14 protein-coding genes are annotated in these 14,056 nt (G+C 72.2%); 8 read left to right on the plus strand and 6 right to left on the minus strand.

The genetic code is table 11. The features are described 5' to 3' along the window. Window positions 1-1,005 carry a stage II sporulation protein M gene (locus ASE20_RS10435; RefSeq protein ID WP_225869047.1) on the minus strand — a complete coding sequence of 335 codons (1,005 nt, stop codon included), beginning with the start codon at window positions 1,003-1,005 and terminating at the stop codon, window positions 1-3. 114 nt (window positions 1,006-1,119) lie between these two features. Here ASE20_RS10435 and ASE20_RS10440 point away from each other — a divergent pair, with 114 nt between their 5' ends. The 7 genes from ASE20_RS10440 to ASE20_RS10470 are packed head-to-tail and all read left to right on the plus strand — an operon-like array spanning window position 1,120 to window position 7,042. Beyond that, on the plus strand, window positions 1,120-1,923 hold the full coding sequence (locus ASE20_RS10440) for an RDD family protein (protein WP_056894503.1): 804 nt from the start codon (window positions 1,120-1,122) through the stop codon (window positions 1,921-1,923). A gap of 44 nt (window positions 1,924-1,967) precedes the next feature. Beyond that, window positions 1,968-2,993: an AAA family ATPase gene (locus ASE20_RS10445; RefSeq protein ID WP_056894504.1), complete on the plus strand. Its 1,026-nt coding sequence runs from the start codon at window positions 1,968-1,970 to the stop codon at window positions 2,991-2,993. Between the two features lie 13 nt (window positions 2,994-3,006). Next, window positions 3,007-3,897, plus strand: a complete 891-nt coding sequence (locus ASE20_RS10450) for a DUF58 domain-containing protein (protein ID WP_056894505.1) — start codon at window positions 3,007-3,009, stop codon at window positions 3,895-3,897. Further along, window positions 3,881-4,384 carry a hypothetical protein gene (locus tag ASE20_RS10455; RefSeq protein WP_056894506.1) on the plus strand — a complete coding sequence of 168 codons (504 nt, stop codon included), beginning with the start codon at window positions 3,881-3,883 and terminating at the stop codon, window positions 4,382-4,384. Before ASE20_RS10450 ends, ASE20_RS10455 begins: the two co-directional genes overlap by 17 nt. Further along, window positions 4,375-5,430, plus strand: coding sequence for a vWA domain-containing protein (locus ASE20_RS10460; RefSeq protein ID WP_056894507.1), 1,056 nt, complete (start codon window positions 4,375-4,377; stop codon window positions 5,428-5,430). Before ASE20_RS10455 ends, ASE20_RS10460 begins: the two co-directional genes overlap by 10 nt. Further along, window positions 5,427-6,335 carry a VWA domain-containing protein gene (locus ASE20_RS10465; protein ID WP_056894508.1) on the plus strand — a complete coding sequence of 303 codons (909 nt, stop codon included), beginning with the start codon at window positions 5,427-5,429 and terminating at the stop codon, window positions 6,333-6,335. Before ASE20_RS10460 ends, ASE20_RS10465 begins: the two co-directional genes overlap by 4 nt. Then, window positions 6,332-7,042, plus strand: coding sequence for a hypothetical protein (locus ASE20_RS10470; RefSeq protein ID WP_056894509.1), 711 nt, complete (start codon window positions 6,332-6,334; stop codon window positions 7,040-7,042). The genes ASE20_RS10465 and ASE20_RS10470 overlap by 4 nt, the downstream gene beginning before the upstream one ends. A 6-nt stretch (window positions 7,043-7,048) precedes the next feature. Here the strand turns inward: ASE20_RS10470 and ASE20_RS10475 are convergent, their stop codons facing one another. From ASE20_RS10475 to ASE20_RS10490, 4 genes are read right to left on the minus strand one after another with little or no spacing between them, the layout of a single operon-like run. Beyond that, window positions 7,049-7,765 (minus strand): SRPBCC family protein, encoded by a 717-nt coding sequence (locus tag ASE20_RS10475; RefSeq protein WP_056894510.1) that lies wholly within the window; start codon window positions 7,763-7,765, stop codon window positions 7,049-7,051. 7 nt (window positions 7,766-7,772) lie between these two features. Beyond that, window positions 7,773-8,630, minus strand: a complete 858-nt coding sequence (locus tag ASE20_RS10480; RefSeq protein ID WP_056894511.1) for an FAD binding domain-containing protein — start codon at window positions 8,628-8,630, stop codon at window positions 7,773-7,775. Next, complete coding sequence (locus tag ASE20_RS10485; RefSeq protein WP_056894512.1) at window positions 8,627-11,083, minus strand: xanthine dehydrogenase family protein molybdopterin-binding subunit; 2,457 nt, start codon at window positions 11,081-11,083, stop codon at window positions 8,627-8,629. The genes ASE20_RS10480 and ASE20_RS10485 overlap by 4 nt, the downstream gene beginning before the upstream one ends. After that, a complete protein-coding gene (locus ASE20_RS10490) occupies window positions 11,080-11,571 on the minus strand; it encodes a (2Fe-2S)-binding protein (protein WP_056894513.1) in 492 nt (163 codons plus the stop codon). Before ASE20_RS10490 ends, ASE20_RS10485 begins: the two co-directional genes overlap by 4 nt. A 142-nt stretch (window positions 11,572-11,713) precedes the next feature. Between ASE20_RS10490 and ASE20_RS10495 the strand changes: the two genes are divergently transcribed. Further along, window positions 11,714-12,772 (plus strand): hypothetical protein, encoded by a 1,059-nt coding sequence (locus tag ASE20_RS10495; protein ID WP_157538430.1) that lies wholly within the window; start codon window positions 11,714-11,716, stop codon window positions 12,770-12,772. Here the strand turns inward: ASE20_RS10495 and ASE20_RS10500 are convergent. Continuing rightward, a complete protein-coding gene (locus ASE20_RS10500) occupies window positions 12,717-13,178 on the minus strand; it encodes a hypothetical protein (RefSeq protein ID WP_056894515.1) in 462 nt (153 codons plus the stop codon). The genes ASE20_RS10495 and ASE20_RS10500 overlap by 56 nt on opposite strands. Window positions 13,179-14,056 lie beyond the last annotated feature (878 nt).

The raw sequence follows: 14,056 nt of genomic DNA on the forward strand, positions 1-14,056 counted from the left end.
TCAGGCCTGGGTCGCGACCCGGTCCTCGAGAAGCTCGGCCCCGATGTCGCCGGTCTGGCCCCGCGACGCGGCCGCCCGGCCGACGACGAACACGTAGGCGAGGAAGGCGACCTCGGCGACGATGCCGATCCCGATCCGCGCCCAGGTCGGCAGCGGGGAGGGCGTCACGAAGGCCTCGATGATGCCGCTGATCGCGAGCACGACGCCGAGCCCCAGGGCGACCGTGACCGCCGTACGACCGGCCCGGGCGAGGGCCGTGGCACGGGAGACGCCGCCCGGCTCGATCCACGACCAGAACAGGCGCAGGCCGACGCCGCCGGCGACGAAGACGCACGTCAGCTCGAGGAGGCCGTGCGGGAGGATCAGGCCCCAGAACACCTCGGCGCGGTCGTGGCGCTCCATGATCGAGCCGATGATCGCGAGGTTGAGGACGTTCTGGAAGAGCAGCCACAGCACGGGCAGGCCGAGGATGCCCAGCGCGATGCAGAGGCCGGAGACCCACGTGTTGTTGAGCCAGACGTGGGTGGCGAAGGCGCTCGCGGCGTTCTCGCTGTAGTAGCTCTCGAAGTCGCTGTTGACGAGCTGGTCGACGGCCTGCGGGTCGAGCAGGTTCTGCTCGACCTCGGGGTGCTGCGCCAGCCAGGCCATCATCACGCCGGTGACCACGACGTTGCCGGCCACGCAGCCCAGCCACCACCAGCGCAGCTGGAAGAGCGCGGCCGGGAAGCGGTCGGTGAAGAAGTGGACGACGCCGCGCCAGCTGGGGACCCGCGCCGCCAGCATGGAGATGCGCGCCCGGGCGAGCAGCGAGGAGAGGTAGGCCACGAGCTGGCCGTCGGGCGCCGACGTACGGACCACGGAGAGGTGGGTGGCCACCTGCTGGTAGCGGTCGACGAGCTCGTCGGCCTCGGCGCCGTTGCGGCGCCGCTGGCGCACCAGCTGCTCGAGGCGGGCCCACGAGTGCGAGTGGGCCGCCACGTAGGCGTCGAGATCGATCCGGGGCACGGTGTCAATCTAGGCCCTCGCTGCGCTCGGGCATGTCGCGCCGCCTGCCAACGCGGCGCGACGAGATCCGGGCCGACCCGGCGCGTGCGTGTGGCCGGCGCCTAGATTGTCACCATGTCCGACTTCGCCACCGTCACCGCCGATGACCTCGTCACCGGCGAGGGGGTCGCGCTCGACCTGCCGGCGGCCTCGCTCGGGCTGCGCCTGGCCAGTGGGCTGCTCGACGTCGTCATCACGATCGTGTCCTTCGTCGTCCTCTACGTCCTGTTCGCGGTGCTCGGCATCTCCCTCGGCGACGAGGCGGCGTTCGGGGCGGGCATCGTGCTGGCGACGATGCTGGCGCTGGTCGTGGTCCCGACGACGGTCGAGACGCTGACCCGCGGGCGATCGGTCGGCAAGCTCGCGGTCGGGCTGCGCACGGTGCGCGACGACGGCGGGGCGATCTCGTTCCACCACGCGCTGGTCCGCTCGCTGATCGCGGTCGTGGAGATCTATGCCTTCAGCGGGGCGCCTGCGTTCTTCTCGGTGCTGCTGAGCTCGAAGGGCAAGCGGCTCGGCGACTACGCCGCCGGCACGTACGTCGTCCGCGACCGCGTGCCGCTCCGGCTCCCCCCGCCGCCCGCGATGCCGCAGCCGCTGGCCGGGTGGGCGAAGCGGGCCGACCTGACCGCGCTACCGACGGGCACCGCGCTCGCCGTACGCCAGTTCCTGGGACGGCTCCCCACGCTGGACCCGGCGTCGCGGGAGCGGGTCGGGCGGGCGCTGCTGGCCGACGTGCTGCCGCACGTCGCTCCCGCCCCGCCGCCGAACGCGCCGCCGGAGCTGGTGCTGATGGCGGTGGTGGCCGAGCGCCGCGAGCGCGACCTCGCCCGGCTGCGCCGCGACGACGCGCTCCGCGCCCGGCTGCTCGACCGCTGACCGGTTCGGGACTGCGGCATCCGGACCCTCGGTAGGTTGGCGCCATGACCGAGCTCCGCCGCGCGCCCGTCGACTCCACGGTTCCGCTCACCCAGGACGAGCTGGTCCGGGCGACGGAGCGGATCAGCCTGGTCTCGGACGCCTTCTCGAGCCGGGTCGTCGGCCAGCACAACGTGCGCACGGCGCTGCTGGTCACCCTGCTCGCCGAGGGGCACGTGCTCCTCGAGAGCGTGCCCGGGCTCGCCAAGACGCTGGCGGCATCGACCCTCGCACAGGCCGTGGACGCCCGCTTCGCGCGCATCCAGTGCACCCCCGACCTGCTGCCGAGCGACATCATCGGGACCCAGGTCTACGACCCCCGCCGCCACGAGTTCGAGACCCAGCTCGGGCCGGTGCACGCCAACTTCGTGCTGCTCGACGAGATCAACCGGGCCAGCGCGAAGACCCAGTCCGCGCTGCTCGAGGCGATGCAGGAGCGGCAGACCTCGATCGCCGGGGCGATCCACCCGCTGCCCGACCCGTTCATGGTGCTGGCCACCCAGAACCCCATCGAGGAGGAGGGCACCTACGTCCTCCCACACGCGCAGATGGACCGCTTCCTGCTCAAGGAGATCGTCGACTACCCCAGTGAGGACGACGAGCTGGTCGTCCTCGAGCGGATCGACGACGGCACCCTCGGCCAGCACATGACCGACGTCGCCGCCGCGGCCACGACCGCCGAGGTGGTCGACCTGCAGGGCCTGGTCCGCCGGGTGTACGTCGACCCGGCGATCCGCCGCTACATCACCGCCGTGGTCCGCGCGACCCGCGACGTCACCAGCCTGCTCGGCCCCGAGCTGGGCAACTACGTCGAGATCGGGGCGAGCCCGCGCGGCTCGATCGCGTTCTTCCAGGCCGCCCGCGCCATGGCGGTCGTCCAGGGCCGCCACTACGTCATCCCCGAGGACGTGCGCGAGCTGCGGCACAGCGTGCTGCGCCACCGCATCCACCTCAGCTTCGAGGCGCTGGCCGACCGGGTCCGCACCGAGACGATCGTCGACGCGGTCTTCCGCGCGATCCCGACCCCCTGACCGACGTACCGCCATGCCCGCCCACCTGACCCGGATCAAGACCCGCCTCTCGATCCACGCCCACCGCAAGGTGCGGGGTCTGCTCGAGGGCGAGTACGCCGCGCTCCACGTCGGCCGGGGCATCGACTTCAACGACCTGCGGGAGTACGTCCGCGGCGACGACGTGAAGGACATCGACTGGAAGGCCTCGGCCCGCGGCCGCCAGCTCCTGGTCAAGAGGTACGTCGCCGAGCGCAAGCACACCGTGCTGCTGTGCGTCTCGACCGGGCGCAGCATGGCGGCGATGAACGACGCCGCCGTGGGCAAGCGCGAGCTCGCCGTCTTCGTCAGCGGCCTGATGGGCCTGCTCGCCGTCCGGCACGGCGACCTCGTCAGCCTGGTCCGCGGTGACGCCGCCGAGCAGCACGCCGAGCGGCCCCGCGGCGGCGAGCTGCACCTCGAGCGCCTGCTCGGGGGCATCCACGACGCGATCCGTCCCGACGGGTCGGCCGCCGACCTGACCGCACTGCTGCGCTACGTCGCCCGCACGGTCCACCGGCGCACCATCCTGGTCATCGTCTGCGACGACACGTCCGTGCCCGACGAGGCCGCCGACCTGCTGCGCCGGCTGACCGTCCAGCACGAGGTGCTGCTGCTGACGATCGGCGACCTCGACCCGACCCTGCCGGCCGTGGCCGAGCGGCGGCTCGTCGACGTCGACACCGCCGCCGAGGTGCCCGGCTGGCTGCGCCACGACCGGCAGCTGCGGCGTGAGCTCGCCGCGCTGGTCGGCGCGGAGGAGGCCTCGCTGCGCCGCCGGCTCGACCAGCTCGGCGTGGTCCACGAGCGGGTGCACGACACCGACTCGGCCGTCGCGGCGGTCTTCCGCCTGCTCGAGAGGCAGCGCCATGCGCGCCGTCGCTGAGCCGCGCGCCGACGTCCCGGGGATGCCCGCGGAGTTCTCCGGACCGGTCGCCTACGCCGAGCGCTGGCTGTGGATCGCGGTCGTCCTCGTCGCGCTCGTCGTCGTCTACTACGCCGCCTCGTGGTGGCTCACCCGGCCGCCGCGACCGCCTGTCGTCGAGCGCCGCGACGTGGACGTGCTCAACGTGCGCCGTGACCACCTCGCCCGGATCGACGCTCTCGTCGCGCAGGTGCACGGCGGCACGGTCGACCCGCGCGAGGGCCACCAGCGGCTGAGCGACCTGGTCCGCTCCTACGTCGCCGCCGTCACCACGTTGCCCGCGCGCACCATGGCGCTGGCCGACTTCCGTGATCGCGCGCCGCAGGAGCTGGTCGACGCGCTGGAGCTGATGTACCCGCCCGAGTTCGCGCCCGACGCCGACGACCCGGCTGCCCGCTTCGACGAGGCGGCCGCGGCGTCGCGGAGGCTGGTGGGCTCGTGGAGCTGACCTGGAACGGGGGCGAGACCGGCTTCCGGTGGCCGTGGCTGGTGCCGGTGCTGGTGCTGCTGGTCGTGGGACTGATGGTCTGGTGGACGAGGTCCCGCGGGCGTCGTACCGCTGCGGGGGCGTCGTACGTCGCCCACGCCGCGCGACTGCGCGCGCTCCCCCGCTACCGGGCCCTGGTCCGGCGCCAGGTCGTCCTCGGCACCTGCCTGACCGTCGCCGCGCTGGTGGCCTGCGCCGGCGCGATCGTGCTGGGCGGGCGGGTGCAGGAGCGGCAGACACACGCGCAGGAGGACCGGACGCGCGACATCATGCTGTGCCTCGACTCGTCCGGCTCGATGGCCGAGGTGGACGCCGAGGTCGTGCGTGAGTTCCGCACGATCGTCGGCGGGCTGCGCGGCGAGCGGGTCGGGCTGACCATCTGGAGTGGCGTCGCCATCACGGTCTTCCCGCTGACCGACGACTACGACTACGTCCTCGAGCAGCTCGGCGAGGCCGAGGACGCCTTCGGCGCCGGCGGCGTCTACTCCGAGGCCTACTCCGTCTACACCGCCGGCACGGTCATCGACTGGGACATCCAGTCGCAGCTCGGCGACGGGCTGGCCTCCTGCGTGCAGCGCTTCGACCGCCGCGACGAGGACCGCAGCCGCGCGATCGTGCTGGCCTCCGACAACGAGCCCATCGGTCAGGGCGTCTACGACCTGCCCGCCGCGGCCGAGCTCGCGCGCGAGGCGAACGTGGTGGTGCACGCCATCGCCCCGCCAACGACGGGCGACCGGCCGAGCGCCGCGCGCCTGTTCTCGGACGCGGCGACCAGCACGGGCGGCACGTTCTCGATGCTCGGCGACGACGGCAGCGCGGCCGGCGTGATCAAGGCGATCGGCGACCTCGACACCAGCGAGATCGAGCGGCCGCCCGTCGTCCAGGTGCTCGACCGGCCCCGCCTCGGCACCGTCCTCGCCGGCATTGGCGTCGGCGGCCTCGGCGTGGTCTGGCTCGCGCAGGGCCTGCTCGCCGTGCGGGACCGGCGCGAGGAGGAGGCGTCGTGAGGCCCGGCCCGCTCGTCGTACGACGGATCGCGATCGCGGTGACCTTCGTGATCGTGCTGCTGCGCCCCGGCTTCGGCGAGGCCGACGTCCCCACGCAGCTGTCCGACATCGACCTGCTCGTCGTGGTCGACCGGACCCGGTCGATGGCCGCGCTCGACTACGCCGGCACGAAGCCCCGGATCGAGGGCGTGCGCGACGACCTCGACGCCCTCGCCGACGACCTGCCGGGCGCGCGCTTCGCGATGATCGCCTTCGGCGCCGAGAGCCGGCTGGTGCTGCCGTTCACCTCCGACACCTCGGCGTACGAGGCCGCGGTCGACACGATCGACCTCGAGCTCCCGCTGGAGGGCGACGGCTCCAGCGCCGGCCGGCCGGCCGCGCAGGCGCTCGAGGTCCTGGAGCGCGCGGCCGAGCGCCGGCCCGAGCGCCGTCGGGTCGTCGTCTACGTCGGCGACGGCGAGGACACCGGCACCGACACCGATGACGCCTCCTTCGGCCCGGTCGCCGACCTCGTCGTCGGCGGCGTGGTCCTCGGCTACGGCACCACCGACGGGGCGAGGATGCCCGAGGACGACGAGGGCGGCGGCTCCTGGGTCCGCGACCCCGCCACCGGGGAGGACGCCGTCTCCCGCGCCGACCTCGGCCGGCTCGAGGACATCGCCGGCGAGCTCGACGTCGACTTCGTGCACCGCACCGGTCCCGGCGGCATGGACGAGGTGGTCGACACCTTCGACGCGTCGTACGTCGACGGCGAGCGCGGCGACGGACCGCCGGCCGCGCACGACCTGACCTGGCTGTTCGGCCTGCTGCTGCTCGGGCTGGTCCTCGCCGAGCTCCGCGACGGCTGGCGCGCGGTGTGGCGCTCGCAGGACGCGCTCCTGCCCCGCGAGGGAGGTCGCCCGTGAATCCCCGCGCCCGCCTCCGTCGCGCCCTGCTGGTCGGCGGCCTGCTGCCGGCCCTGCTCGTGCTGGGGTACGCCGTGAAGGTCGGCCTGATGCTGCAGCACAACGCCGCGGGCCGCGACGCGTTCGAGCTCGGCGACTACGACGGTTCGGCCGCGGAGTTCTTCGACACCCGCGACCTGAACTGGTTCGAGCCGTGGATCGCGCCCTTCGACGAGGGCACCGGCTACCACGGCGACGGGCTCTACGACCGGGCGATCGAGTCCTACGAGGACGCCCTGGAGGACGTCCCACAGCGCGACGAGTGCACCGTGCGGATCAACCTCGCCCTCGCGCACGAGGCCGTCGGCGACCAGCGCCAGGCCGACGAGGACCTCGACGGAGCGATCGAGTCGTGGCAGGCCGGCATCGACGTCCTCGCGGCCGGCGAGTGCCCCACGGACTCCGGGCGCGGCAAGGAGCAGACCGACGACGCGGCCGCGGTCGACGGCCGCCTGCGCGACAAGGTCCAGCAGGGCAAGCAGCAGCAGGACCAGACCGCGCCGCCGCAGCAGCAGTCCCCGCAGTCCGAGGGCGAGAAGCCCGAGGACGAGGGCGAGGACCCACGCCAGCAGCGGCTCGAGCGCAACAACGAACAGGGCCGCGACCGGCGCAAGGACGAGCAGCGGCTCTACGACGACCAGGACTACACGCGGCCCGAGTCGTGGTGAGCGTGCCTACCTCCGGCACTTCCTCCGGAGAAGGGCGCGCAGGGTGAGCAGCGCGAGCACCGCCACGGCGACCTGCTTGCCGTAGCTCTTGAGCAGCACCGGCAGCACCGCCGAGCCCAGGTCGAGCGCGTCGTCCGCCTGCTTCGGGGGCGCCTGCGGGGCCGGACGGGACGGCGGAGGGCGGTCGTCACCAGCAGGATCGTCCGATCCGGCGGACGAGACGGACGATTCTGGTGGTGACGACTGGTCGGCGGGCCCGGCCTCGGCGGCGAGGCGCTGCTCGAGGCAGGCGACGAACTGGCCGAGCAGCTTGTCGGAGACGTCCTGCATGACGCCCCGGCCGAACTGCGCGGGCTTGCCGGTGATGGCCAGGTCGGTCAGCACCTCCACCCTCGTGGAGCCGGCGTCGGCGGCCGCCATGGTCACGGTGACCTTGGCGCCCGCCGTGCCGTTGCCCCGCTTGTCGCGCCCCTTCGCGTCGACGACGAACCGGTGCGCGGCCTCGTCGCTCTCGGTGAAGGAGCCCGCGCCGGCGTACACGAGGGCGATCGGGCCGAGCTTGACCTTGCAGGTGCCCTCGAAGGTCGGGCGGCCGTCGGCGTCCTCGCCGACCGCGGTGACCTGGGCGCCGGGGAAGCACTCGGCGAGCGCGCCGATGTCCTGGAAGTGCGCCCAGGTCGCCTCGACCGACGTCGGGACGGTGAAGGAGTGGGTGAGGTCCACGCGTGCCTCAGCCCCTGCCGGCCGCCGAGAGCACGGCGCGCCGGGTCAGGACCGTGGCGAGGTGGCGCCGGTAGTCGGCGTCGCCGTTGAGGTCGCTCGGCGGGTTCGTGCCCTCGGCCGCGAGGGCGGCGGCCGCGGCCACGCCCTCCTCGGTCGCGGGCTGCCCGACCAGCGCCTGCTCGGCCGCCTGCGCCCGCAGCGGCGTGGAGCCCATGTTGGTGAGCCCGATCCGCGCCTCGGCGATGGTGTCGCCGTCCATCCGCACCGTCGCCGCCACCGCCACGATCGGCCACTGGTGCGCGATCCGGACGAACTTCTCGTACGTCGCCCCCCAGCCGTCGTACTTCGGCACCTTCACCGCCGTCAGGATCTCGTCGTCGGACAGGGCTGTCTCGAAGAGGTCGACGAAGAAGTCCTCGGCGCTGATCTCCCGGCTGCCACCCGGACCCTGCGCGACGAAGGTCGCGCCGAGGGCCCGCGCAGGCGCCCCGAGATCGCCTGCGGGGTCGGCGTGCGCGAGGGCGCCCCCGAAGGTGCCGCGGTGCCGGACCTGGGCGTCGGCGAGGTGCGTGATCGCCTTGCTGATCAGCAGGGCGTGCTCGTGCACGAGCGGGTCCTGGCCGACGTCGTGGTGGGTGGTCATCGCGCCGATGACGAGGTGGTCGCCCTCGTCACGGACGCCGCGGAGGCTGTCGATGCGTCCGAGGTCGATCACCCACTCGGGTGCGTTGAGGCGCATCCTCAGCACGGGCAGCAGGCTCTGCCCGCCCGCGATGATCTTGGCGTCGTCACCGTGCTCGGCGAGCGCGGCCAGCGCCTCCTCGACCGAGGTCGGGGCGACGTACTCGAAGGCTGCGGGGATCACTGGACCCCTCCTTCCGTCTCGTCGAAGTGGGGCATCGCCGCCTCCGTGGTCTCGCCGCCGGGCGAGCCCTCGTTGATCGCGCGCCACACGCGCTCGGGGGTGCACGGCATCGCCACGTCGTGGACGCCGTACGGACGCAGCGCGTCGACGACCGCGTTCACCACGGCCGGCGTCGAGGCGATGGTGCCGGCCTCGCCGACGCCCTTCGTCCCGAGCGAGTTCGTCGTCGAGGGCGAGGTGGTGTGGTCGATCTCGAAGCTGATCGTGTCGGCCGCCGTCGGCAGCAGGTAGTCGACGAAGGAGCCCGTGACCAAGGTGCCGTTCTCGTCGTACACGGCCTCCTCCCACAGCGCCTGGGCGATGCCCTGCACCAGGCCGCCGTGCACCTGCCCCGCGACGATGAGCGGGTTGATGACCACACCGATGTCGTCGCAGCAGACGTACTTGCGCAGCTTCACCTGTCCGGTCTCGGTGTCGACCTCGACGGCGCACAGGTGCGTGCCGTGCGGGTAGTTGAAGTTGACGGGGTCGTACGTCGCCTCGGAGTCGAGCGAGGGCTCCATCCCGTCGGGGAGGTTGTGCGCGGCGAAGACGGCCGTGGCGATCTCCTGGATCGCCATCCCCTGGTCGGTCCCCTTGACGGTGAACCGGCCGCCGCTGAACTCGAGGTCGTCGGCGGCCGCCTCGAGCAGGTGGGCCGCGACCGGCCGTGCCTTGTCGATGACCTTGTCGAGGGCCCGCACCAGGGCCTCACCGCCGACGACCAGACTGCGGGACCCGTAGGTGTCCAGGCCCTTGTGGGAGATCTGCGTGTCTCCGTGCAGGACCTCTACGTCCTCGAACGGGACGCCGAGCCGGTCGGCCGCGATCTGGCTGAACGCCGTCTCGTGGCCCTGCCCGTGGGCGGACGCCCCCGTCACGACCTCGACCTTGCCGGTGGCGAGCATCCGGACCTCGGCGTGCTCCCATCCGCCGGCACCGTAGTTGAGGCTGCCGAGGACGCGGGACGGCGCGAGGCCGCACATCTCGGTGAAGGTCGAGACGCCCAGGCCGAGCTGGACCTTGTCGCCCCGGGCGCGGCGCTCGGCCTGCTCGGCGCGCAGGGCGTCGTACCCGAACATCTCCTTGGCGCGCGCGGTGGCCGCCTCGTAGTTGCCCGAGTCGTACTCGAGGCCGGCGACCGTGGTGAACGGGAACTCCTCGTGGGTGATCCAGTTCAGCTCCCGGACCTCGAGCGGGTCCTTCCCCAGCTCGTTGGCCAGCTCGTCCATCAGCCGCTCGATGGCGAAGGTCGCCTCGGGCCGGCCGGCGCCGCGGTAGGCGTCGGTCCAGGTCTTGTTGGTGAGCACGTTGGTGGTCTGGAACTGGTAGGCCGGGAACTTGTAGATCGCGTTGAACATGAACGCCCCGAGCACCGGCACGCCGCCGCCGACGATCGCGACGTAGGCACCGAGGTCGGCGAGCAGGTCGACCTTGAGGCCGGTGACCCGGCCCTCCTTCGTCGCCGCGAGGGTGAGCCGCTGCCACTGGTCGCGGCCGTGGTGCGCGGTGAGGAGGGACTCGCTGCGCGTCTCGGTGAACTTCACCGGCTTGCCGAGCCGGCGCGCCACCGCGAAGGTGATCATCTCCTCCGGTGTCTGCTGCAGCTTGCCGCCGAAGCCGCCGCCGACGTCGGGCGCGATCACCCGGATCTTGGACTCGGGTACGCCGGTCGTGGCCGCCATCGCGAAGCGCAGGATGTGGGGTACCTGGGTCGCCGACCAGACCGTGATCTGCTCGCCGGTCGGGTCCACGACGGTGCTGCGCGGCTCCATGAACGCCGGGATCAACCGCTGCTGGCGGTACTCCCGCTCGATCACGATGCCGTTCTCACGGGCCTCCGCGATCGCCTGCTCGACGTCGCCGCCCGTCCCGGCCTCCGCCGAGTCGAAGCGCCAGACCGCGCTGACGTTGGTGCCGAGATCGGGGTGCGCGATCGCTCCCCCGTTCTCGTGCGCCGCCGCGGCCTCCTTGAGGTCGAGCGCGGCCGGCAGCTCCTCGTAGTCGACCTCCACGAGCTCGGCGGCGTCGCGCGCCGCGGCCGCGGACCGGGCCACGACGACCGCGACCGTCTCGCCCGCGAAGGCCACCCGGTCGATCGGCATCGGCAGGTGCGCCGGCGTGACCTGGTCGGTCACCACGGGCCAGGCGTTGATGCACGCGCCCTGGCCCTCGCCGAGGTCGGCGCCGGTGTAGACGGCGACCACGTTGGTCGCGGCCTTCGCGGCGGCCGTGTCGATGTTCGTGATGCGGGCGTGCGGGAACGGGCTGCGCACCATCGCGAGGTGCAGCATCCCCGGCAACGTGATGTTGTCGGTCCAGCGCGTGCGGCCGGTGATCAGCCGCTGGTCCTCCTTGCGCCGGCGGTCCCGCCCGATCTCCTGCTGGGCCGCGGGCTCCTGGGTGGCGGTCATGCGGACGCCCCCTCCGTCGTACCGGTGGTCGTGCCGGCTGCGTGCTGAACGGCACGCACGATGTTGTGGTAGCCGGTGCACCGGCACAGGTTGCCCTCGAGGCCGAGCCGGATGGCCTCCTCGGACGGACTGGGGTTCTCGTTGAGGAGGTCGACGGCCTGCATGACCATGCCCGGCGTGCAGTACCCGCACTGCAGCCCGTGGCACTCACGGAAGGCCTCCTGCACCGGGTGCAGGCTGCCGTCCTCGCCGGCCAGGCCCTCGATCGTGGTGACCTCGGCGCCGTCCACCTGCACCGCCAGCACGTTGCAGGACTTCACGCTGCGACCGTTGAGGTGGACCGTGCACGCGCCGCAGTTGCTGGTGTCGCAACCGACGACGGTGCCGGTCTTGCCGAGCTGCTCGCGCAGGTACTGGACGAGCAACGTGCGAGGTTCGACGTCGTCGGTCACCTGCTGACCGTCGACGGAGAGGCTGATCCGGGCCATGACGCTCCCTGGGGCTGAGGGGACCTGTGACCTGGCTCACGCTAGGGAGGGAAGGTTGGCGGATGGTTGCGCGCGGGTCGGAGGTCCCGATTGTCGGCGTTCGGGTCCGGGCGGGGGTGGTCGGCGGCTACGGTCGGCGGCCATGAGGTGGTCTCGGGTCCTGCCGGTGCTGGCGGTCGTCGTGGCGGGCCTGACGGCGTGCGACGACGGACAAAAGGCCGACCCGGAGCCGTCGTCGAACGCCACCGCGGGCGAAAGCGACCTGCGTCCGCTGGGTGAGCCGATCGATGTCGGCGGGCTCCGGGTCCGGGTGACCGTCAAGGAGGTCGGCAGCGACAAGGACGGACCCTGGGTCACCACGACGATGCGGGTCAAGAACGTCGGTCAGAAACGCATCGCCCTCCCGATGCTCGGCCTGGACTGTGCGGAGCCGATGACCAGCGGCTACGCGACGGGCCCCTCCTCACTCATCGCCCCGGGTCGGTCGAAGACGGTCGAGGTCCCGCTGTACGTCCGGGGAATGAGCGACGACTACTACGCCCCCGTCCAGCCGTGCGGAGCCTCAGGATCGATCTCAATGCTGGTGTCGTCGGGCCAGCCGGACTACACGATGTCCGAGTCCGACGGCTGGCGACTCGACCCGGACAGCCTTTCCGACCTCAACGCTCTGCTTCCCTTCACCCCTCCCGGCGGCGAGCCGAAGGACCCCGACCGCCCGTACGCGTGGACGGAGGGCGAGTACGCGCCCGAGGCCTACCAGGTTGTCTCCATCCCCGGCATGACCTACGAGCAGGCCATCCGCATTCTCGATCCGGTCCGCGGCTCGCCGACGTGGGACGACTACGACCGCGTGATCGTGGCCGAGCACGAGCGCGGCGTCGTGCTGTTCACCTACGGATATCTTCCCGACCGGTACGTCCGCGCGCTGAGCCGCGAGGGCGTGGCAGCCTCGTTCGCCAGCAGCATCAACGCCGACACGCACATCCTCGTCGCGCGGAGAGGAAGGGTGGTCCGCAGCTTCGAACCGATGCTGGGACAGGACTTCAAGAAGTCGAAGCCTCTGCCGGAGGAGAAGGGCCTCGACCTCGAGTACGACACGTGGCCCGCGTCATGGACGCTTCTCGAGCGGATCACGGGGATCCACATCACCGAGGAGTGGTTGCTCGGGGCGGACCACCCGGGGTTCCGGCTGCGCGACTGACCGGGATCAGTCGGCGGGCCGGAGCCCGGGGCTCCGGAAACCGTCCATGGGTGAGGTCGTGCTCCGCGAACGCGATCCACCACCCGTCCGGGTCGGCCTGCACCAGGCGGGTGCCGTCGATCCACTCCAGCTGCCACCGCTGTCCCGGACGACCGCGTCCGACGGCATGAGCATCCCAACCGGACGCGAGGACGATCGGCCGCCCACCGATCTCGGGCATCCTCGTGTCGTCCAGGCTGGCCGTCTCCTCCCACTGGCCGGCGTCGAAGCGGAAGAAGCTCAACTCGATCTCCCGACCGTCACCGTTCAGGTCGTCGAAGCGTGCCGCGAAGGAGCCATCCACGATGACGGTGCGGACGACACCGAACCTGGGGACGCTCGAGATCCACAGCTGGTCGGCGGTCACGGGACGATCCTAGGCAGGACATGCCGCTGGCCCCGCCGGATGGGCGGGGTGCGGGGCTCGGTCGCTATCGGTCGGGGCCGACGGTGAAGATCAGGCCGGTCGGGCTCGTCCACTCGTACTGGCCGGGGCTGGTGATCACGTAGTCCCACGCGGAATGCGTCTTGGCCCTGTGGTGCCGGCGGCAGAGGGGGACGAGGTTGCACGGACACGTCGGCCCGCCCTTGTTGTGCGGGGTGGCGTGGTCGAGGTCGCAGCGCTTCGCTGGGCGGGTGCAGTGGGGGAAGCGGCAGGTGNNTGGTCGCGGAGCTCGACCCGNACGGTCGGGGATCTCGTAGGCGGTCACGGGGATGCAGTCGGCGATGTCGACCACCGGCCGGACGATGATCGAGGTGCCGGGGGCTTGGAGCCACTCGCGGATCTGCTCGGCGCTGACCGGGGTCCGGGTCTCCTCGCAGCGTCCGACCGGGTTGGCACCGGTCAGAGTGGTGTCGGTGATGTGGAGGTTGAGCGTGACCTTGCGGCCCGGCTCGGTCCGGTCGTCGATGTCAAGGTCGAGCATCAGGTCACGACGGGCAATCACCCCTGCGGCCTTGGAGCGGCGGACGTCGAGCGACGAGTCGTCACCGAGCTGACCCAGGTTGTGGGCTTCGCGTGCGATCGCCNNNTGCCCTTCCGCGGTGACCTCGCCGATGTCGAAGTGCCGCTGATCAGCAGCCTTCTGACGCTCCGCCTCGGCGCGTTCGGGATCGAACCGGATCACCGCCTCGGTGACGAGGCGTTCGATGAGCGCCCAGGTCACGTGCCCGACCGCGATCGCGAGCTGGTGGTCCACGTAGGCCGCTGCTTCGGCGGTCAGGGAGTGGGTCAGGTCCGCGACC

The organism is Nocardioides sp. Root240 (assembly GCF_001428825.1).
Classification (GTDB): domain Bacteria; phylum Actinomycetota; class Actinomycetes; order Propionibacteriales; family Nocardioidaceae; genus Nocardioides.

Bases quoted from the DNA above. Each gene is read 5' to 3' on its own strand.
- ASE20_RS10490 (WP_056894513.1), bottom strand. From the start codon at position 11,571: ATGGCCCGGATCAGCCTCTCCGTCGACGGTCAGCAGGTGACCGACGAC.
- ASE20_RS10445 (WP_056894504.1), top strand. From the start codon at position 1,968: ATGACCGAGCTCCGCCGCGCGCCCGTCGACTCCACGGTTCCGCTCACC.
- ASE20_RS10455 (WP_056894506.1), top strand. From the start codon at position 3,881: ATGCGCGCCGTCGCTGAGCCGCGCGCCGACGTCCCGGGGATGCCCGCG.
- ASE20_RS10485 (WP_056894512.1), bottom strand. From the start codon at position 11,083: ATGACCGCCACCCAGGAGCCCGCGGCCCAGCAGGAGATCGGGCGGGAC.
- ASE20_RS10495 (WP_157538430.1), top strand. From the start codon at position 11,714: ATGAGGTGGTCTCGGGTCCTGCCGGTGCTGGCGGTCGTCGTGGCGGGC.
- ASE20_RS10440 (WP_056894503.1), top strand. From the start codon at position 1,120: ATGTCCGACTTCGCCACCGTCACCGCCGATGACCTCGTCACCGGCGAG.
- ASE20_RS10450 (WP_056894505.1), top strand. From the start codon at position 3,007: ATGCCCGCCCACCTGACCCGGATCAAGACCCGCCTCTCGATCCACGCC.